Below are 19,537 nucleotides of genomic sequence, written 5' to 3' on the forward strand. Positions count from 1 at the left end.
GGCGTTGACTTTTGGCACGCTGTTGAGTTCTCAAGGAACGGACGCTTCCTTTGTACTCACCCTCTCGGGCTTTCCTCCGGGCGCTTCCCTTCGGTATTTCGTGTTTCCAACTCTACCAGATCCGTTTTCCGTTCCGTTCCCGGTTCGGATTTCATTTCCAGTGGCCGTTGGAGGGCCTTTGCCTTTCGGCGTGTTCACTACGTTAGCGGATTCCCTCGGCAACTCATAATCGAGTTCCGCGAGTTCGAATTCAGACATGCGAGCACGCCAAATTCGCCCCCGCTGAGGGGAAGTCGTAGGTAGTGGTTGGCCGCTTCCAGCTGTCGGCAGATTGCCGTCACCGGGTCAAGCGGCTCGGGCCACATTACGGTCCGCCCAGGGCCGCGTCAAGTTCGGCGGCGTCGGGGCGTATGGGCCCGATAAGGGCTCACCGTCGGGTCGTTGAGGGTCCAGAAGCGCCAGGGGTGGGCCGCTCCGTCGCCGCCGACTCCCGTGCGGGGGCCGCTGCCGACCTGGTCGGAGCCGACGGGGGTGCCCGTGAGGAGAGTGAGCGGGGCGTCCCCGCCCGCGCAGAGGTCGGTGCCGTTCAGGTCGCGGTCCACGTCAAGAGCCGTGGCCAGGCGGGCCGGGCCTTTGGCCAGTTCCCTGTCGTTGCGGGCCGAGAGTCGACGCTTGCGGGCGATCTCGGCGCCGGTCGTGATCTCCCCGGCCCGGAGCAGGACCCCGCTCGCCTTGCCTTCCGGACCGCACACCACGTTGAGGCAGTGCCACATGCCGTAGGTGAAGTAGACGTATGCGTATCCGGGCGGACCGAACATCACGCTGTTGCGGGCGGTGGGGCCGCGATAGGCGTGTGACCCCGGGTCGGCATCGCCCGCGTACGCCTCCACCTCTGTCAGGCGGAGTTCGATCGGACCGTCGGGTGAGCTGCGCACGAGGACGCGGCCCAGCAGATCAGGGGCCACGTCGAGGACAGGGCGCTCGAAGAAGTCGTGGGTGAGGGGCGTACGGTCAGGGGCCTCGATCATGGCGTCCGAGCGTACTGGAGACAGTTCTGTACGGACGGGTGGTCACCTGCCGGGCGGATTGCCAGGGTGAGGACGCGGAACCGGACGTGGGTTCAGCGCGTTTGTATGGATCAAGGATCAAGTCGAGTCGAACCACAGGCGCGGCCTGGGGGAGGAGAGTCATGGGGTTCAAGAAGCTGCTTGCGAGCCTGGGTTCCGGCGGTGCGTCGGTGGAGACGGTGCTGACCGAGGTCAACGTCGTACCGGGTGGTGTCGTCCAGGGTGAGGTGCGGATCCAGGGCGGGTCCGTGGACCAGGAGATCGAGGGTCTCTCGGTCGGTCTGCAGGCACGGGTCGAGGTCGAGGGCCAGGACCAGGAGACGAAGCAGGACATCGAGTTCACCAAGCTGCGGCTCGGTGGGGCCTTCACGCTCCAGGCGAACCAGGTGCACGCGGTGCCGTTCGGGCTCGAGATTCCCTGGGAGACGCCGGTCACCTCCATCGACGGGCAGCAGCTGCGCGGGATGAACATCGGGGTGACCACCGAGCTGGAGATCGCGCGGGCCGTGGACTCCAGCGACCTGGACCCGATCAACGTGCACCCGCTGCCGGCGCAGCAGGCCATCCTGGACGCCTTCATCCAGCTGGGTTTCCGCTTCAAGAGTGCGGACATGGAGCGCGGGCACATCCGTGGCACGCGGCAGAAGCTGCCCTTCTACCAGGAGATCGAGTTCTTCCCGCCGCAGCAGTACCGCGGACTCAACCAGGTCGAGCTGAGCTTCGTGGCCGACGACCGCGAGATGGACGTCATCCTGGAGATGGACAAGAAGCCGGGCATGTTCAGTGAGGGCAGCGACTCGTTCCGCTCCTTCAAGGTCGGTCTGAACGACTTCCAGGGCACGGACTGGGCGGCGTACCTCAACGAGTGGCTGTCCGCGGTCGGCAGCAAGCGCAACTGGTTCTAGGCTCGGGAGAGCAGAGCTGTAGAGCTACCGCCGAGCAGGAACCGATCAGGAGGTGCCGACGTGACCGAGCTCAAGAGGCCGCCGCTTCCCCATGACTTCCATCCGCCCGTGCCGTCGTTCACGGTCGTGAGCGAGGACTTCGAGCCGGGTGCGGTCCTTCAGGACGCTCAGGTCCAAGCGGCCGGGAACACCTCGCCGCACCTGCGGTGGGAAGGCTTCCCTCCGGAGACCAAGAGCTTCGCCGTGACGTGCTTCGACCCGGACGCCCCCACGGGCAGCGGGTTCTGGCACTGGTCCGTCTTCGACATCCCGGTGTCGGTGACGGAACTGCTCACCGGTGCGGGCAGCGGCAAGTTCGAGGGACTCCCCGAGGGCGCGGTACAGGTGCGGAACGACTTCGGGACGAAGGAATTCGGGGGCGCGGCGCCGCCGCCCGGTGACCCGGCGCACCGTTACGTGTTCACCGTGTACGCGGTGGATCAGGAGAAGCTCGGGCCGGACTCCGACGCCTCCCCCGCCGTCGTCGGATTCAATCTCCGGTTCCACACGCTCGGGCGCGCACAGGTGCTCGCCGAGTACGCGGCTCCAGCGGATAGCTGAGCGTTCACTGAACGTTTGCCCGCCCCTGGTCATGGAAGTGATCAGGGGCGGGCATTTTTATTGCGTTGTCCATCTCGGCGTGCCCGGCCAGAGTTGATCCAAGCCCGCCAGGGGGTGGGTCGGTGTGCATACGGGAGGTGGGCGAAATGCGGGACACGCTGGTGCTGAACGCGAGCTTCGAGCCGCTGTCGACGGTGACGCTGAACCGTGCCGTCGTGCTGGTCCTCAGCGACAAGGCAGTCGTCGAGCAGGCCCACCCCGGACTCCGTGTGCGCGCGGCCGCGGTCGAGATACCGGTACCTCGGGTGATCAGGCTCTGCAGGTATGTACGGGTGCCGTTCCGAAGACGGGCTCCGTGGTCGAGGCGGGGTGTGCTCGTGCGGGACCAGCACAGGTGCGCGTACTGCGGGAGGCGGGCGACGACCGTGGACCACGTGGTGCCGCGGGCGCAGGGCGGCAGGGACACCTGGCTGAACACGGTCGCCTCGTGCGCGATGGACAATCACCGCAAGGCCGACCGTACGCCGGAGGAGGCGGGGATGCCGCTGTTGCGGCAACCCTTCGAGCCGACTCCCGCGGACGCGATGCTCTTGTCGCTCGGCCGGGACGAGAGGGCCACCCTGCCGGAGTGGCTGGCGGCGCCTGCCGCCTAGCCGCTCGGCACCGCGCACGTGGCCGGTGCGGGTTGTTCTTGGCTGAGCGCGCAGTTCTCCGCGCCCCTGTCGGGCGCCTCAGTCGATGCGCGGCTGTTCGCGGCGCTCGGTGGCGGGGGCGGGGGCGGGGACGGAGGCACCCGAGCCGCCCGAACCGCCGCCCAGCGGGCCGAAGTTGCCGAGTGCGCCGCCGAGGCCCTTGAGGGCGTCGCCGATCTCGCTGGGGACGATCCAGAGCTTGTTCGCGTCGCCCTCGGCGATCTTCGGGAGCATCTGGAGGTACTGGTACGAGAGGAGCTTCTGGTCCGGGTCGCCGGCGTGGATGGACTCGAAGACCGTGCGGATCGCCTGGGCCTCGCCCTCGGCGCGCAGGGCCGCTGCCTTGGCCTCACCCTCGGCGCGCAGGATCGCGGACTGCTTCTCACCTTCGGCGCGCAGGATCTCCGACTGCCGTACACCTTCGGCCTGGAGGATCGCGGCGCGCTTGTCGCGGTCGGCGCGCATCTGCTTCTCCATCGAGTCCTGGATGGAGGTCGGCGGCTCGATCGCCTTGAGCTCGACGCGGTTGACGCGGATGCCCCACTTGCCGGTGGCCTCGTCGAGGACGCCGCGCAGCGCCGCGTTGATCTCCTCGCGGGACGTCAGGGTCCGCTCGAGGTCCATGCCACCGATGATGTTGCGCAGGGTGGTGACGGTGAGCTGCTCGATCGCCTGGATGTAGCTGGCGACCTCGTACGTCGCGGCGCGGGCGTCGGTCACCTGGTAGTAGATGACGGTGTCGATGTTCACCACGAGGTTGTCCTGGGTGATCACCGGCTGCGGCGGGAACGGGACGACCTGTTCACGGAGGTCGATGCGGTTGCGGATCGAGTCGATGAACGGCACGACGATGTTCAGTCCGGCGTTCAGCGTGCGGGTGTAGCGGCCGAAGCGCTCGACGATCGCCGCGCTGGCCTGAGGGATGACCTGGATCGTCTTGATCAGGGCGATGAAGACCAGCACCACCAGAATGACCAGGACGATGATGATTGGCTGCATCGTTGTTCCCCGTACCCCTCTTGCCTCGGTGTTCCCGGAAGATCCGCAGAGCCCGGAAGCGGGTCGGCGAAGATCTTGCTGGTCGAGTCTGACAGACCGTCGCACAACCCGTGGCGGATTCGCCCGACGATGGCCGCCACATGACGGTGGCTGTCCGTCACATGACGATGGCTGTCGCTCCGTCGATCTCGACCACGTCCACCTCGCGTCCCGCCTCGTAGCTCTGCGCGGTGTCGAGCGCGCGGGCCGACCAGATCTCGCCGGCGAGTTTGATCCGGCCGCCGGAGGCGTCGACGCGTTCCAGGACGACGGCCGTCTTGCCCCTCAACGCGTCCACGCCCGTGGCCAGTTCGGGCCGTTGGGCCCGGTGTCTCGCCGCCACCGGGCGTACGACCGCGATGAGCGCGACCGACACCGCGGCGAAGACGACGACTTGAAGCACGGTGCCGCCGCCGAGGCCCGCGGTCACGGCGCCCGCGACGGCGCCCACGGAGAGCATGCCGAACTCCGGCATCGCGGTCAGTACGAGCGGGATTCCGAGCGCGACGGCTCCGATCAGCCACCACACCCATGCGTCGATGTCCACATGGTCATGGTAGGACCGCGGGACCTTTCCGCACAGGGCACGTGATCTATCGGCCGGAGTGGGCGCGGGAGTTCACGCCGGTGTCAGCCGAGCGGGAGGCCCTGTGCGCTCCAGCGTTCGCCGCGCTCCTCGACCACCAGGGGCAGTCCGAAGCAGAGGGAGAGGTTGCGGGAGGTCAGTTCGAGCTCCAGCGGGCCCGCGGCCATGATCTTGCCCTGGCGGATCATGAGGACGTGGGTGAAGCCGGGGGCGATCTCCTCGACGTGGTGCGTGACCATGATCATCGAAGGGGCGATCGGGTCGCGGGCGAGGCGGCCGAGGCGGCGTACGAGGTCTTCGCGGCCGCCGAGGTCGAGGCCCGCGGCGGGCTCGTCGAGGAGGAGCAGCTCGGGGTCGGTCATCAGGGCGCGCGCGATCAGGGTGCGCTTGCGCTCTCCCTCGGAGAGGGTGCCGAACTTGCGCTCCAGGTAGTCGGTCATCCCGAGGCGGTCGAGGAAGGCGCGGGCGCGCTGCTCGTCCACGTCCTCGTAGTTCTCGTGCCATCCGGCGGTCATGCCGTACGCGGCCGTGAGCACCGTCTGGAGCACGGTCTGGCCCTTGGGCAGCTTCTCGGCCATCGCGATGCCGGCGACGCCGATGCGCGGTCGGAGTTCGAAGACGTCCGTGCCGGGCTTGCCCAGGGTCTCGCCGAGGATGGTGGCGGTACCGGTGCTCGGGTAGAGGTAGCTGGACGCGACGTTCAGGAGGGTGGTCTTTCCCGCCCCGTTCGGTCCGAGGATGACCCAGCGCTCACCCTCCTTGACCGACCAGGAGACCTGGTCCACCAGAGCCCGGCCCTCGCGGACCACGGATACGTCCTCCAGCTCCAGTACATCGCTCATGAGCGCGTTGTCTCCCAATGTCAGTCTCGGCTGTCGCTCGCGTCTGTGGACGCAATCCCCTGGGAGAAAACCTACGCCACCGGTCGGGCGCTCCAGCCCTTAGCCCGGTCCTTAGGCTGTACGCATGCTCTCGGAACCACGCTCAGGACGCTTGGCTGCATGGGGAAATGCCCTTCTTGCCGGACTTGTCTCGCCGGATGACGCGGTGCTCGCGATGGTCGGCGACGACGCCGTGCACCGGGTCGAAGGCCTGCCCGGCGAGTCGGGGCCCGTCGGTCTCACGCTCGCGATCGGACGACTGCGCACGCTCGGGGTGACCGGGCTCCGGGTCGCGCTGCCCGCGCCGGGGCATCCGCTCGGCCTCAGCGGCCCGCCCGACTTCAACGCACGGGCCCTGGACGCCCAGGAGGCGGTCGTCGCCTTCGGGGCGCCGTACGGCTTCGTGCCGGAGGTGTCGGAGGCGGGGCCCGCCGGTGATGTGCATGTTGAGGTCCTCTGGCACTGCCTGCCCGTACGGGAGGCGCCGCCCGCCGACGTTCCCTCGCTGGGCGAGGCGGAGCGCGAGCTCGCCGAGGCGCTGCGGGATGCGACGGAGGTGCTCTCGCGGCTCGACGTGGCGGGCTCGGGGCCGGTCGCTGAGGCCGCGGTGGACGCCTACCGGGCGCGGGCGGAGCGGGGGCGCGAGGCTCTGGCCCCTGGCTATCCGCCGCGTGCCGTACGGGTGTTGGAGCTGGCCCAGCGGGTCGGCCTGCTCATCTCGGTGGCGTACGAGAACGGCCATGGCGGGGCTGTGAGCGCCTCGGAGATGGCGGCGCGCGGCGAGGCGCTGCGTCCGGTCGAACGGACGGCACGGCGGGCGCAGGTGGCCGCCTACAACGCGTACGTGGAGGAGCGGGAGCGGTAGCCCTGGGGCGTTTGAGCGGTCGGGGCTTCGTCTTTGGCCGCAGGCGCTCTGTGGCTGGGCGCGCAGTTCCCCGCGCCCCTTTGGGGCACAAGCCGCGGCCCCGGGGCGGTGCCCCGGGGCCGCGGCTTCGGGGTGCGTCAGTGGTTGACGCCGAGGTTGCCGAAGGCCGGGTTGAGGGCACCGATGACGGAGACGGTGTTGCCCACGGCGTTCACGGGGATGTGCACCGGCGCCTGGACGAGGTTGCCCGAGCCGACGCCCGGGGACTTCACGGCCTTGCCGTCGGCGTGCGCGCCGCCCGTGGCGGAGGCGAGACCGGCACCGGCGACGACGAGGCCACCCGTCACCATCGTGACAGCAGCGGCCTTCTTCAGGTTCTTCACTTCTGGACCCTCCTAGCGATCGCTGCGGCCAGCCGCCGCAGCACGCACTGGAGAACGGCCGGGCGGCGCGCAGGTTGCGCCATACGAGGGACATCTACACGACGGTATGAATCTCAGTCCGGAACGCGACGGTCCGCATTGGCGGTTGACGCAGTGCGCCGGAACGTAGATCAGCCGGTCACACCATGTCGTACGGCCCACAGGGCGGCCTGGGTGCGGTCGGCGAGGTCCAGCTTCATCAGGATGTTCGACACGTGGGTCTTGACGGTCTTCTCGGAGAGCACGAGGGCACGCGCGATCTCGCGGTTCGAGCGGCCGTCGGCGATGAGCCCCAGGACCTCGCGCTCCCGCTCGGTGAGCGAACCGCCCCTCCCCTGCCCGGTGTTGGCCTCCTCCTGGGACAGCAGCGCCCCCGCCACCTCGGGCTGGAGCAGCACATGGCCCGCGTGCACGGAGCGGATGGCACCGGCGAGGGCGTCCGGGTCGATGTCCTTGTAGACATACCCGGCGGCGCCCGCGCGCAGGGCCGGGACGACCGTGCGCTGCTCGGTGAAGCTGGTGACGATGAGCACGCGCGCGGGGTTGGCCAGTTCGCGGAGCTTGCGCAGCGCCTCGACCCCGTCCATGCCCGGCATCTTGACGTCCATGAGGACGACGTCCGGCTTCAACTTCTCGGCCTGCTCGACCCCTTCGGCGCCGTCCGACGCCTCGCCGACGACCTCGATGTCGTCCTGTACCTCAAGGAACGTACGCAGACCGCGGCGGACCACTTGGTGGTCGTCGACCAGCAGCACCCGGATCCCCGTCTTCGGGCCGGGCTTCGGATGGGACACGGCGTCAGCCACCGGGAACCTCCATCTCGATCGTCGTGCCCTTGCCGGGCTCCGATTCCACGGTCAGCCGTCCGCCGACCCCGCCGGCCCTGTCCCGCATGGAGACCAGGCCCAAGTGCCGCCCCGCGCGCCGGATCACGCGCGGGTCGAAGCCGCTGCCGTCGTCCGTCACGCGCAGCACCGCGCCGGTTCCGCGCCGCACCAGGGTGACGCGGACGCGCTCCGCGCCGGAGTGGCGCAAGGCATTGTGCAGCGCCTCCTGGGCGACGCGCAGCATCGCTTCCTCCTGGGACGCGGGCAGGGCGCGGACCGCGTGGCTCTCGAAGGTGACTTCGGCGGTGTGCGCGCGGTCGAGTACCTGCGTGTGCGTGCGCAAGGTGGCCACCAGGCCGTCCTCGTCCAGGGCCGCGGGGCGCAACTCCACGACGGCGGCGCGCAGTTCGTCCGCAGCCTCGGCCGCGAGCACGGTCACCTGCTGGAGTTCGCCCTTGGCACGGGCGGGATCACGGTCCACCAGGGCGGCCGCGGCCTGGGCCGTCAGGCGCAGCGAGAACAGCTTCTGGCTGACGGCGTCGTGCAGTTCATGGGCGAGGCGCGAGCGCTCCTCGGCGATGGTGAGCTCGCGGCTGCGCTCGTAGAGCCGGGCGTTCGTGAGGGCGATCGCGGCGTGCTGGGCGAGGATCGTCAGGAGCTCTTCGTCGTCGGCGGTGAATCCGCAACCGCCTTCCGGCTTGGGGCAGTTCTTGTTGGCGAGGAAGAGGGCGCCGAGTGTCTCGTCCCCGTACCGGATCGGGAGGCCAAGGAAGTCGGACATGTCTGGGTGCGCGGACGGCCAGCCCTCGAAGCGCGGGTCCTTGCGCACGTCGGCGAGGCGCTCCGGCTCGGCCCTGTGCAGCATGGAGGCGAGGATGCCGTGCTGACGGGGCAGCGGGCCGATGGCGCGCCACTGCTCGTCGCTGACGCCGTCGACGACGAACTGGGCGAACCCGCCGTGGTCGTCCGGGACGCCGAGCGCCGCATACTCCGCGTCGAGCAGCTCACGGGCCGAGGCGACGATCGTCTTGAGGACGTCGCGCACCTCCAGCTGCCTGCTCATGGCGAGAAGCGCGGAGCTCACCGCGTTCAGGCCGGACCGGGGACCTTGACTCATGGCCTCACCGTACCGGCGGGGTGTGACAGTGCGTATCGGACCTGTGGTGGCCGTCGCCTAGGGCTGTCGGCGTAGGCCCAAGGGCCCTGGGATGTTGCGGCCGGCGCACGAGGCGCAGGCCGCGGGCCCGTTCCTACCGTGGGGTCATCCGCTGGAGAAGCGGCCGCAAGGGACCCGAGGGGACGGATGTCATGCCGGTAGCGATCATCACGGGGGCTTCGAAGGGGCTGGGGCGCGCGCTGGGGGCGGCGCTCGCCGAGCGGGGGTGGGATCTGGTGCTCGACGCGAGAACCGCCGCGGCGCTCGATGAGTCCGCACGGGACCTGGCGGGGCGCGGCGCACGCGTGGAGGCCATCGCCGGGGATGTCACGGAGGCCGGGCACCGGGCGGATCTGGTGGCCGCGGCGCGGAAGCTGGGCGGTCTCGATCTGCTGGTGAACAACGCGAGCGCGCTGGGCGCGGAGCCTCTCGTACGCCTTGAGGAGCTCACGCTCGACGGGCTGCGGCAGGCGCTGGAGACCAATGTGGTGGCCGCGCTGGGGCTGATCCGCGAGGCGCTGCCCTTGCTGCGGGCCTCGGAGGCGGGGGCGGTGGTCGACGTCAGCTCCGACGCGGCCGTCGAGGCGTACGAGACGTGGGGCGGTTACGGGGCTTCCAAGGCCGCCCTGGATCAGCTGTCGGCGGTCCTCGCGGTGGAGGAGCCGGGGATCAGGGTGTGGGCGGTCGATCCCGGTGACATGCGGACCGACCTCTACCAGGCGGCCGTCCCGTTCGATGACGCCTCGGGGCGGCCGGAACCGGAGACGGTGGTGCCCGCTTTCCTGCGGTTGCTCGACGAGCGGCCGGCGAGCGGACGGTACTCCGCCGCTTCTTTGCTGGACGCTCCCTCCTCTTTGGACGCGCGATGACGCTGGCCGTGCGGGTGCCCGATGAGCTGGCGGCTCGTGTCCCCGCCGAGCAGCGGGGCGAGGGTCTGGGCAGGGACGCGGTGCGGCTGCTCGTCTCGCGCGGGACGGAGGTATCACATCACGCGTTCGCCGAGTTGCCCGCGCTGCTGCGGGCCGGGGACGTGCTGATCGTGAACACCTCACAGACGCTGCCCGCCGCGGTCGACGCTGTCGCCGGGCACGCGCGCGTGGTGGTGCATTTCTCGACGCGGGGCGACGACGGCCGGTGGGCCGTGGAGTTGCGGGAGCCGGACGGCAGGGGCACCACGCGTCCGCGGGCCGGTGGGCCCGCGGATCTGGCCGTGCGGCTCCCCGGGGACGTACGCCTCGTCGTCGAGGAGCAGCTGGTCCCGGGGAGCGGGCGGTTGTGGTGGGCCCGGGTGTCGGCCGACGTGCCTTCGCTGCTGCGGCGGCACGGGCGCCCCATCCGTTACTCCTACACGGAGAGGGACCAGCCGCTGGCCGCGCACCAGACCGTGTTCGCGCTGCCTTCGGCCGACGGCGTCGGCAGCGCGGAGATGCCGAGTGCGGCCCGGCCGTTCACCGCGGGTCTGGTGGCACGCCTGGTGAGCCGGGGTGTGCAGTTCGCTCCGGTCACCCTGCATACGGGGGTGGCGTCGCCCGAGGCGCACGAGCCGCCGTACCCCGAGCTCTTCGAGGTGCCCGGGACATCGGCGCGGCTCATCAACGCGGCCAAGGCGGGCGGCGGGCGGGTGATCGGGGTCGGTACGACGGCTGTGCGTGCCGTCGAGTCGGCCGCGGGGCCCGGTGGGGTGGTCCGGGCGGCCGCGGGCCGTACGGAGCTCGTGGTGACGCCCGAGCGGGGCGTGGGCGTGGTGGACGGGCTGCTCACGGGGCTGCACGAGCCGCAGGCCTCGCATCTGCTGATGCTGGAGGCGATAGCGGGCCGGGCCGCGGTGGGCCGCGGTTATACGGAGGCGGTACGCCGTCTCTACCTCTGGCACGAGTTCGGCGACGTGCATCTCCTACTTCCGGAGGAGTTTGCTCACACAGAGAATTGCTGTGGCAACTGTTGGTAAGGCTGTTACGTGTTCGATGTGAGCCCGCGCATAGGGCGCACGTCACGTACGAAGGTCCCTAGTGGTCGAGAAAGTCCGTTATCGGCGGGAGCGCGTTGCCGTCATAACGTACAAAGCACCCCCTGATCCACTATCCAGCTTCGTACGTCACTGCTTTGCCACAGAATTTTGCGGCCGCTAAGAATTGCACCCGTCGTTCGGCGCCGCGGTCTCGCACCGCGGCGTTTGTGCCGGATATGCACATGTCCCCCGCCGGCCAGAGCGACCTCCGCGATTCGAAGAGGTCCATCAGCATGTCCAAGCTCAGCACCCCTGGTCATAGTCGCCCCGCGCCGACCAAGACCCAGAAGTTCACGATCGCCGGTGTCGCCACGCTCGGCGCCGCCGCCCTCGCGTTCTCCCTCGTGCCGGGCAGCGCCGACGCCGGAACCGAGACCCAGAACGTCGAGGCCGCCCCGGTGGCCTTCAAGCAGAACGCCGACGCCCAGCAGGCCGTCGAGGCCGGTGTCATCAAGCAGCACACCGCCGTCGACAAGCAGGCCAAGGACGCCGCCGCCGCGAAGGCGAAGGCCCAGGCGGACGCCGCAGCGAAGAAGCGGGCCGCCGAGCAGGCCGCGGCCAAGAAGAAGGCCGAGGACGAGCGCAAGGCCAAGGAAGCCGCGAGCCGTGCCGCCGCGCGCAAGCCGGTCTACGCCAACAACCTCGACGGCTGGATCCGCCAGTCCCTGGACATCATGAAGTCCAAGGGCATCCCCGGCTCCTACGAGGGCCTGCACCGCAACATCATCCGTGAGTCGGCGGGCGACCCGAACGCCAAGAACGGCTGGGACATCAACGCCATCAACGGCACCCCGTCCGTCGGCCTGCTCCAGGTCATCCAGCCCACGTTCGACGCGTACCACGTCCAGGGCACGTCCACGAACATCTACGACCCGGTCGCCAACATCACGGCCGCGGCCAACTACGCGGCCGACCGGTACGGCTCGATGGACAACGTGAACGGCGCCTACTGAGCCTGATCTCCTGATCAACGGACCTCTTCACCGAGGCTCGTCAGACGCCGAAGGGCGGCACCCCACGCGGGGTGCCGCCCTTCTCGTCGTGTCCGAAGGCCCGCTACTTGCGCATGACCTCGGGCTCGTGGCGGCGCAGCAGCCGCGCCACCGCGAAGCCGCAGGCGATGCCGATCAGGAGCAGGATCGTGATGTTCATGCCCCACTGCCCTGCCGAGTGCTCCCACAGCGGGTCGAGGTCGCCCGGCTTCTTCGGGTCCCACGGCGGCATGAGGTGCGCGAGGTCCAGCGTGGCGCCCGCGCCGGCGATGGCCCAGCGCGAGGGCATCAGCCAGGCGAACTGCTCCAGGCCCGGCGAGCCGTAGACCTGGAAGAGCACGCCGGTGAAGACGACCTGGACGATCGCGAACATCACCAGGAGCGGCATGGTCTTCTCGGAGGTCTTCACCAGCGAGGAGATGACCAGGCCGAACATCATCGAGGTGAAGCCCAGGGCGATGATGACCAGGCAGATCTCGACGGCCGGGGGCATGATCAGGCCCTCTTCCGGCATGTCGCGGGTCGCGAAGCCGATACCGCAGATGATGACGCCCTGCAGGGCCGTGATCACGCCGAGGACGATGACCTTGGACATCAGGTACGCCGAGCGGGAGAGGCCGGTGGCCCGCTCCCGTTCGTAGATGACCCGTTCCTTGATCAGTTCTCGTACGGAGTTGGCCGCGCCCGAGAAGCACATGCCGACCGCGAGGATCAGCATGATCGTGCCGGCGTCGCCGTTGAACTTCGACGGCGGCTTGGGAGGCGCGAGGCCGAAGTCGGCGGGGATGACGACGCTGACGATGCCGAGGACCGCGGGCAGGATCACCATCAGACCCATGAAGCCCTTGTCCGACGCGATCACCGAGGTGTAGCGGCGGATCAGCGTCCACAGCTGTGAGCCCCAGCCCTGCGGCTTGGGCGGCTTGATCGCCTGCGGCGGCGGCATGTGGACGGACTGCGCGGCCACGGCGTCGATGTCGGCGGCGTACATCTGGTAGTGCTGCGAGCCCTTCCAGCGGCCCGCCCAGTCGTAGTCGCGGTAGTTCTCGAACGCCGAGAAGACGTCCGCCCACGTCTGGTAGCCGAAGAAGTTGAGCGCTTCCTCCGGCGGACCGAAGTACGCGACCGAACCGCCCGGCGCCATCACCAGGAGCTTGTCGCAGATCGCCAGCTCGGCGACCGAGTGCGTGACGACCAGGACCGTACGGCCGTCGTCGGCGAGGCCGCGCAGGAGCTGCATGACGTCGCGGTCCATGCCCGGGTCGAGGCCGGAGGTCGGCTCGTCCAGGAAGATCAGCGACGGCTTGGTGAGCAGTTCGAGGGCCACCGACACGCGCTTGCGCTGGCCACCGGAGAGGGAGGTGACCTTCTTCTCCTTGTGGATGTCCAGCTTGAGCTCGCGCAGGACCTCGCCGATGCGCTGCTCGCGCTCCTGCTCGCTGGTGTCCGAGGGGAAGCGCAGCTTGGCGGCGTACTTGAGGGCCTTCTTGACGGTCAGTTCCTTGTGCAGGATGTCGTCCTGCGGGACCAGACCGATGCGCTGGCGCAGCTCGGCGAACTGCTTGTACAGGTTCCGGTTGTCGTAGAGGACGTCACCCTTGTTGGCGGGCCGGTAGCCGGTGAGCGCCTTCAGAAGGGTGGACTTTCCGGACCCCGAGGGGCCGATGACCGCGATGAGCGACTTCTCCGGGACGCCGAAGGAGACGTCCTTGAGGATGTCCTTGCCGCCGTCGACCGTCACCGTGAGGTGGCGGGCGGAGAAGGAGATCTCACCGGTGTCGACGAACTCCTCGAGCCGGTCGCCGACGAGCCGGAACGTCGAGTGGCCGACGCTGACGATGTCGTTCGGGCCGATGAGGGCCGTGCCCGACTTCGCGACCGGCTGGCCGTTGATGTACGTGCCGTTGTGCGAGCCGAGGTCGTGGATCTCGAAGCGGCCGTCCGGAGTGGCCGTGAACTCGGCGTGGTGCCGCGAGACCTGGAGGTCGGAGACGACCAGCTCGTTCTCCAGGGCGCGGCCGATGCGCATCTTGCGGCCGAGCGAGAGCTGGTGGAACGTCGTCGGGCTGCGGTCACCGTAGACCGGCGGGGCCCCCGCGACACCGCCGGAACCCGCGCCGGGACCCTGCTGCTGCGGGACCTGCGGCTGCTGGGGCTGCTGATGCTGCTGGTGATGCGCCTGCTTCTGAGGCTGCTGCTGGGGCTGCGGCCAGCCCTGCTGCTGGGGCATCTGCTGCGGCGCGTGGTGTTGCGGCGCCTGCTGCTGGGGTGCCTGCTGCTGGGGTGTCTGGGCGGCCCAGCCGGGTGCGCCCTGCTGCTGCCCGTGGTGCTGCGGTGCCTGGTGTTGCGGCGCCTGGTGGGCCGGGGCCTGGTGGGCCGGGGCCTGCTGAGCGGCCTGCTGCGGTGTGGATACGGCGGCGGCTGCGCCTGAGGCGCTACCGGACACATTCAGCCGCGGACCGTCGGTCGCGTTGCCGAGATTCACCGCCGAGCCGGGGCCGATTTCCATCTGGTGGATCCGCTGGCCCTGCACAAACGTGCCGTTGGTGCTGCCGTGGTCCTCGATGACCCAACTGCGGCCGCTCCAGCTGATCGTGGCGTGCCGCCAGGACACTCTGGCGTCGTCAAGCGCGAGATCCCCCTGCGGATCACGTCCGAGGGTGTACGACCTGGACGGATCGAGCGTCCAGGTCCTTCCATTCAATTCCAGTACGAGTTCCGGCACTCCAGCCCCACTGAGTTGTCCCCCGAGCTAGCCCCCGTCATGGGGAGTCTAGGGATGTCGAACATCGGGAGGAACTATTTCAGGCGGAGGCCTCTGACCGAAAGTCGGGCCTTGTGAAGACTGCGTACGGGCCTCCGTGGCCGCCCCGTTGACGGGGCAGAAACCACCCCGGAGAGTAGTAACCGCCCATGAGTCCATACGGATCATGCGCATTGCGCACATCTCGTGTGAATCGGGCGACGCGGCGTGAGTCGGGGGGTCCTGATGGAGACCGGCGGGAAACGGGTCGAAGGCCGGGGTGCGCGGTGGGGCGATGTGCTGCTCTCCGCGATCGCCGCTGTGAGCTGGGCACTTGTCGGGATGGCCGGTGTGGCGGCGCTCGGCCTGCACCTTCTCGGCGCGAACGCGGTGGGGTCGCTGGGGCCGATGACGGCTGCCGTGGTGGCGCTCGGCGCGGGTGGCTCGGTCACCCCGTCCGGTGATGTGTCGGCGTTCGGGCTCGAAGGTGCCGAGGCGACCACGGCGATCGATGTCGCGCCACTGGGTGTCGGCCTCGCGGGCGCGGTGCTGCTTGCGTATTTCTTCCTACGCTCCTTGCGCGGAGCGGGAGTTGTGATCACGGCCGCCGAACTCGCGGCGCGCGTGAGTGCGGTGATCGTCCTCTTTCTTGTGATGCTCGGCGGGTTGGCATGGGCAGGTCACGACATCATCACGATCGACGGCGACCAGCTGGGGGTCGACCAGGGCATCGAGGAGGGGATCGACCGGCTCCCGGACGACATCACGGACAAACTCCCCGACGGGCTCGGTGACATCGGCGGCCTGTTGCCCGACCGGCTCGGCGATCTCGCCCAGGCGAAGGCCGCGGTCGGCTTCACGGTGGACACGGGGCCGACGCTGCTCGGGGGCGCGGTGTGGGTGACCGGCGTCCTGCTGATCGCTCTGCTCGCCTCACGTCGTACGCCGTTGCCGCGCGGGTGGGACGCCGTGCACCGCGTGCTGCGTCCTGCCGCCTCGGCGCTGGTCACGGTGTTGCTCATGGCGGTGCTCGCCGGTCTTGCCGCGGCGCTGTACGCGATGATCGGCGACGCCCATCCCCGGCGGATCGCGGGCGCGGCGTTGCTCGGGGCGCCGAACGGGGTGTGGCTCGGGGTGCCGGTCGGGCTCTTCGTGCCGTGGGACGGCGAGGCGACGGGCGAGCTGGCGAAGCTCCTGCCGGATCCGGTGGACGACCTGCTCGCGGGTTCGGGCACCGCGGGGAGCGAGGCCGTGACGCTGGGGCGGCTCGCGGAACTCGACAGCAGGGTCTGGCTCCTCGGGGTCGCGGCGGCACTGATGATCCTTTTCGCAGGGGTGCTCACGGCTGTCCGCACTCCCTACTTACGTGGTGAAAACTTACGTGGTGAAACGGGAGCCCTGCGGTTCGCGGGGCAGTGCGCGGTGCGGCTCGGCGCGATGACGGCACTGGCGCTGCCGCTGCTGGTATGGCTGACAGGAGTCTCCGCGGACGCCTCGCTCTCGGTACTCGGCTTCGACGCGTTCGGCGCGGGGATAGAGCTGCACGGCCAACTGGGGATGGCCTTGATCCTGGGGGCGGCGTGGGGTGCGGGGGCCGGGGCGGTGGGGGCGGCGCTTGCTGTGGCCAGTGGGGCGGCGGGGGGGAGGGTTGCTGCGGTGGCCCTTGCGGGGGTTGCTGTGGGCGCTGCGGGTTCGGCGGGGGGTACGGGGGCGTCCGGTACTGCCGGGGCTTCGGGGGTGCCTGGTACCGCGGGGGGTACGGGGGCGTCCGGTACCGCGGGGGTGCCCGGTACCGCGGGGGCTTCGGGGGCACCCGGTGCTGCGGGGCCGTACAGCCCGAGCGCGCCCTTCCGGCCCTCGAACCCTGACACGAACCCCTACCTGCGTCCGCCCCGCGATGTCTCCGGGGCGCCGACGGTGGTGGGCCCGGTCACGCCTCCCCCGCGCCCCAAGCCGAAGCCGCGCCCGCGCTCATCGGGCAACGGAGACTGGCCTCCCCTACCTCCGCCACCGCCGCCTCCGCCTCCGGAGCGGGGGCCGCGGGGGCCGCGGGGCGGCGGGGGGCGGTAGATCCGCTTCCGGCGGGGGCGCTCTGTCCCGCCGCTTCGCGGCGGATGCTTTCCCGCCCACCCACCCGATTACCCCGCGGCCGAGACTGTGATCGACAGACGAGGGGGGGCGGGACACGGTCGAGGCTGCAGGGCGAACGGGGTGGGCCGGGGGGATGTGGGCCCGGGGTGAAAGCGGCTGGTCCCGGGTGGGGGTGTCCGGGGAGCGGACCGGCGGTATGCGCCCCGTGGGGCGACGGATACCGTGGGGACACCATGAGCGCTTCGCAGCCCCCGCACCCCGCAGACACCCCCACGCTCCTCGTCAAGATCTTCGGCAAGGACCGTCCAGGACTCACCGCAGGCCTCTTCGACACCCTCGCCGCCTACTCCGTCGATGTCGTGGACATCGAGCAGGTCGTCACACGTGGCCGCATAGTGCTGTGCGCCCTCGTGACCGCGCCCCCGGCAGGCCTGGAGGGCGACCTGCGGTCCACCGTGCACAGCTGGGCCGACTCCCTGAAGATGCAGGCCGAGATCATCTCGGGCCTCGGCGACAACCGCCCCCGTGGCCAAGGCCGTTCGCACGTCACCGTGCTCGGCCACCCCCTGACCGCCGAGTCGACCGCCGCGATCGCCGCCAACATCACCGCGATCGGCGGCAACATCGACCGTATCTTCCGCCTCGCCAAGTACCCCGTGACCGCGGTCGAGTTCGACGTTTCCGGCACGGAGACCGAGTCGCTGCGCACCGCCCTGGCCCTGGAGGCGGCCAAGCTCGGCGTGGACGTCGCCGTCGTCGCCGCGGGACTGCACCGCCGCGCCCAGCGGCTCGTCGTGATGGACGTCGACTCGACCCTCATCCAGGACGAGGTGATCGAGCTCTTCGCGGCGCACGCCGGCTGCGAGGACGAGGTCGCCGAGGTGACCGCCGCCGCGATGCGCGGCGAACTGGACTTCGAGCAGTCGCTGCACGCCCGCGTGAAACTCCTCGCCGGGCTCGACGCCTCGGTCGTCGACAAGGTCCGCTCCGAGGTCCGCCTCACCCCTGGCGCCCGCACCCTCATCCGTACGCTCAAGCGCCTCGGCTACCAAGTGGGCGTCGTCTCGGGCGGGTTCACCCAGGTGACCGATGACCTGAAGGAACGTCTCGGCCTCGACTTCGCCCAGGCCAACACGCTGGAGATCGTCGACGGCAAGCTCACGGGCAAGGTGACCGGTGAGATCGTGGACCGCGCGGGCAAGGCCCGGCTGCTTCGCCGCTTCGCCGACGAGGCCGGGGTTCCGCTGGAGCAGACCGTCGCGATCGGCGACGGCGCCAACGACCTCGACATGCTGAACGCGGCCGGTCTCGGGGTCGCCTTCAACGCCAAGCCCGTCGTCCGGGAGGCCGCGCACACCGCGGTGAACGTCCCCTTCCTCGACACCGTCCTCTACCTCCTCGGCGTCACCCGCGAAGAGGTCGAGGCAGCGCACACCCACACCGACTGAGACCGCGGGCCGGGAGCCGCGAAGTCGCCGTCACACCGATGGCCCCCGTACCGCTGCGGTACGGGGGCCATCGGTGTAAGTGCGTCAGGGGTCAGTCAGAAGGCGCCCAGTAGTCGGCGAGCGTGCCGACTCCGGGCTCCAGGGCCTTCCATGAGCCGGAGTACGTCAGCACGGCGAAGGCGGCGGTCGGGAAACCGCGGCGGTTCATGCGCGTACGAACGTCGCCTTCCGCGTCGCCCGCGAGGACGTCGGCGAGCCCCTGCACTCCGGGGTTGTGGCCGATCAGTACGACGTTCTGTACGTCGTCCGGGGTTTCGTTGAGCACGGCGATCAGTTCGCCCGGAGAGGCTTCGTACAGCCGATCCTCGTAGACGGTCTTGGGCCTCTGCGGAAGCTCATGGACGGCGAGCTTCCATGTCTCGCGGGTTCTGGCGGCGGTCGAGCAGAGGGCCAGATCGAAAGAGATGCCGCTGTCGGCCAGCTTGCGCCCGGCGACGGGGGCATCCTTGCGGCCGCGCTCCGCGAGGGGCCGCTCATGGTCGGACACCTGGGGCCAGTCGGCCTTCGCATGCCGGAAAAGGACAATCCTGCGGGGTTCTGCGACGCTCATGCGTCCCAGCTTCGCATGAAACCTGCCGGTGGGCGCAGGGAGTTGGCGGGCTCCCCCGCGATGGGTGACGGCGTCGCCCCCGGGCAGGTCACGGGGCCGTACGGAACACGGTCTCCTGTATGCGCTCGAGCAGGTGCGTGACCACCGGCTCGCCGCTCGCCGCGTGTGCGTCGGCGGGGTTCAGTATCAGCAGGAGGAGGGCGGCGAAGGCGATGGCGGGGAGGGCGATCGCCCACCACGGAAGCTGGATCTCGACGCTCGCGGAGTCCTTGGTGGCTCCCAGGTCGCGTCGAGTGTGCGAGTGGGCCGGCATGCCGCCTCCGGGGTCTTCGAGTCCTCCGTGCCGCGTCTTCGCGGCCACATCTCGAAGGTACGGATCCCGCGACCCTCAGCACATCCGGTGATCCACCCACTTGACCCTGACACTGACCCCCTAGGGGATGGTGGTGCTAGCCCCACCATCGGCCCCGCCGGGGTCAGTTCACGGCGAGGCGATGGAGGCGATGATCCCGATGATCACGGTGATGGCCAGCATCGAGCCAAGCACGATGAGCAGCTTCTTCTGGCCGTTCTGGGGGTTCGGATCGAGCACTGGCATGGAGAGAG

At 69.8% G+C, this 19,537-nt stretch carries 20 protein-coding genes; 9 read left to right on the forward strand and 11 right to left on the reverse strand.

Going from position 1 to position 19,537, the window contains the following annotated elements; all coding sequences use genetic code 11:
* Positions 1 to 386: 386 nt before the first annotated feature.
* Positions 387 to 1,028, reverse strand: coding sequence for a DNA-3-methyladenine glycosylase (locus ACIBCK_RS00005; protein ID WP_399385816.1), 642 nt, complete (start codon positions 1,026 to 1,028; stop codon positions 387 to 389).
* Between the two features lie 161 nt (positions 1,029 to 1,189).
* Here ACIBCK_RS00005 and ACIBCK_RS00010 point away from each other — a divergent pair, with 161 nt between their 5' ends.
* The 3 genes from ACIBCK_RS00010 to ACIBCK_RS00020 all read left to right on the forward strand — a co-directional run bounded on the left by ACIBCK_RS00010 (position 1,190) and on the right by ACIBCK_RS00020 (position 3,225).
* A complete protein-coding gene (locus ACIBCK_RS00010) occupies positions 1,190 to 1,972 on the forward strand; it encodes a sporulation protein (RefSeq protein WP_399385817.1) in 783 nt (260 codons plus the stop codon).
* Between the two features lie 60 nt (positions 1,973 to 2,032).
* A complete protein-coding gene (locus ACIBCK_RS00015; RefSeq protein WP_399385818.1) occupies positions 2,033 to 2,572 on the forward strand; it encodes a YbhB/YbcL family Raf kinase inhibitor-like protein in 540 nt (179 codons plus the stop codon).
* A 146-nt stretch (positions 2,573 to 2,718) separates the two neighbouring features.
* Complete coding sequence (locus ACIBCK_RS00020) at positions 2,719 to 3,225, forward strand: HNH endonuclease (protein WP_399385819.1); 507 nt, start codon at positions 2,719 to 2,721, stop codon at positions 3,223 to 3,225.
* 78 nt (positions 3,226 to 3,303) lie between these two features.
* On the opposite strand, the gene ACIBCK_RS00025 is transcribed toward ACIBCK_RS00020, so the two are convergent.
* From ACIBCK_RS00025 to ACIBCK_RS00035, 3 genes are all read right to left on the reverse strand, one after another.
* A complete protein-coding gene (locus ACIBCK_RS00025) occupies positions 3,304 to 4,263 on the reverse strand; it encodes an SPFH domain-containing protein (protein ID WP_399385820.1) in 960 nt (319 codons plus the stop codon).
* Positions 4,264 to 4,420: 157 nt separating this feature from the next.
* On the reverse strand, positions 4,421 to 4,849 hold the full coding sequence (locus ACIBCK_RS00030; protein WP_399385821.1) for an NfeD family protein: 429 nt from the start codon (positions 4,847 to 4,849) through the stop codon (positions 4,421 to 4,423).
* An 83-nt stretch (positions 4,850 to 4,932) separates the two neighbouring features.
* On the reverse strand, positions 4,933 to 5,730 hold the full coding sequence (locus ACIBCK_RS00035) for an ABC transporter ATP-binding protein (protein WP_399385822.1): 798 nt from the start codon (positions 5,728 to 5,730) through the stop codon (positions 4,933 to 4,935).
* A 124-nt stretch (positions 5,731 to 5,854) separates the two neighbouring features.
* Here ACIBCK_RS00035 and ACIBCK_RS00040 point away from each other — a divergent pair, with 124 nt between their 5' ends.
* Positions 5,855 to 6,634 (forward strand): hypothetical protein, encoded by a 780-nt coding sequence (locus ACIBCK_RS00040; protein WP_399385823.1) that lies wholly within the window; start codon positions 5,855 to 5,857, stop codon positions 6,632 to 6,634.
* A 137-nt stretch (positions 6,635 to 6,771) separates the two neighbouring features.
* Here ACIBCK_RS00040 and chpE read toward each other — a convergent pair whose 3' ends face one another.
* The 3 genes from chpE to ACIBCK_RS00055 all read right to left on the reverse strand — a co-directional run bounded on the left by chpE (position 6,772) and on the right by ACIBCK_RS00055 (position 9,000).
* Positions 6,772 to 7,017, reverse strand: a complete 246-nt coding sequence (gene chpE, locus ACIBCK_RS00045; RefSeq protein WP_399385824.1) for a chaplin ChpE — start codon at positions 7,015 to 7,017, stop codon at positions 6,772 to 6,774.
* Positions 7,018 to 7,187: 170 nt separating this feature from the next.
* Positions 7,188 to 7,862, reverse strand: a complete 675-nt coding sequence (locus tag ACIBCK_RS00050; protein WP_399385825.1) for a response regulator — start codon at positions 7,860 to 7,862, stop codon at positions 7,188 to 7,190.
* Positions 7,855 to 9,000, reverse strand: coding sequence for a GAF domain-containing sensor histidine kinase (locus ACIBCK_RS00055; protein ID WP_399385826.1), 1,146 nt, complete (start codon positions 8,998 to 9,000; stop codon positions 7,855 to 7,857). Before ACIBCK_RS00055 ends, ACIBCK_RS00050 begins: the two co-directional genes overlap by 8 nt.
* Positions 9,001 to 9,191: 191 nt before the next feature.
* Between ACIBCK_RS00055 and ACIBCK_RS00060 the strand changes: the two genes are divergently transcribed.
* The 3 genes from ACIBCK_RS00060 (at position 9,192) to ACIBCK_RS00070 (ending at position 12,000) form a co-directional block, all read left to right on the forward strand.
* Positions 9,192 to 9,908 carry an SDR family NAD(P)-dependent oxidoreductase gene (locus ACIBCK_RS00060; RefSeq protein ID WP_399385827.1) on the forward strand — a complete coding sequence of 239 codons (717 nt, stop codon included), beginning with the start codon at positions 9,192 to 9,194 and terminating at the stop codon, positions 9,906 to 9,908.
* Positions 9,905 to 10,987 carry an S-adenosylmethionine:tRNA ribosyltransferase-isomerase gene (locus ACIBCK_RS00065; protein ID WP_399385828.1) on the forward strand — a complete coding sequence of 361 codons (1,083 nt, stop codon included), beginning with the start codon at positions 9,905 to 9,907 and terminating at the stop codon, positions 10,985 to 10,987. The genes ACIBCK_RS00060 and ACIBCK_RS00065 overlap by 4 nt, the downstream gene beginning before the upstream one ends.
* Before the next feature lie 293 nt (positions 10,988 to 11,280).
* Positions 11,281 to 12,000: a transglycosylase SLT domain-containing protein gene (locus tag ACIBCK_RS00070; protein ID WP_399385829.1), complete on the forward strand. Its 720-nt coding sequence runs from the start codon at positions 11,281 to 11,283 to the stop codon at positions 11,998 to 12,000.
* 103 nt (positions 12,001 to 12,103) lie between these two features.
* On the opposite strand, the gene ACIBCK_RS00075 is transcribed toward ACIBCK_RS00070, so the two are convergent.
* Positions 12,104 to 14,764 carry an FHA domain-containing protein gene (locus tag ACIBCK_RS00075; RefSeq protein ID WP_399385830.1) on the reverse strand — a complete coding sequence of 887 codons (2,661 nt, stop codon included), beginning with the start codon at positions 14,762 to 14,764 and terminating at the stop codon, positions 12,104 to 12,106.
* Positions 14,765 to 15,028: 264 nt separating this feature from the next.
* On the opposite strand from ACIBCK_RS00075, the gene ACIBCK_RS00080 reads away from it, so the two are divergent.
* Positions 15,029 to 16,852, forward strand: a complete 1,824-nt coding sequence (locus tag ACIBCK_RS00080) for a streptophobe family protein (protein ID WP_399385831.1) — start codon at positions 15,029 to 15,031, stop codon at positions 16,850 to 16,852.
* A gap of 254 nt (positions 16,853 to 17,106) precedes the next feature.
* Entirely contained in the window at positions 17,107 to 18,321 is a 1,215-nt protein-coding gene (gene serB / locus ACIBCK_RS00085; RefSeq protein ID WP_399385832.1) for a phosphoserine phosphatase SerB, read from the forward strand.
* Positions 18,322 to 18,412: 91 nt separating this feature from the next.
* On the opposite strand, the gene ACIBCK_RS00090 is transcribed toward serB, so the two are convergent.
* From ACIBCK_RS00090 to ACIBCK_RS00100, 3 genes are all read right to left on the reverse strand, one after another.
* A complete protein-coding gene (locus ACIBCK_RS00090) occupies positions 18,413 to 18,931 on the reverse strand; it encodes a SixA phosphatase family protein (protein ID WP_399385833.1) in 519 nt (172 codons plus the stop codon).
* Between the two features lie 88 nt (positions 18,932 to 19,019).
* Entirely contained in the window at positions 19,020 to 19,244 is a 225-nt protein-coding gene (locus ACIBCK_RS00095) for a hypothetical protein (RefSeq protein ID WP_399387152.1), read from the reverse strand.
* Between the two features lie 168 nt (positions 19,245 to 19,412).
* Entirely contained in the window at positions 19,413 to 19,529 is a 117-nt protein-coding gene (locus ACIBCK_RS00100) for an SGM_5486 family transporter-associated protein (protein ID WP_150166275.1), read from the reverse strand.
* Positions 19,530 to 19,537 lie beyond the last annotated feature (8 nt).

Origin of the sequence: Streptomyces sp. NPDC051218, assembly GCF_044455475.1 — a bacterium.
GTDB lineage: Bacteria > Actinomycetota > Actinomycetes > Streptomycetales > Streptomycetaceae > Streptomyces.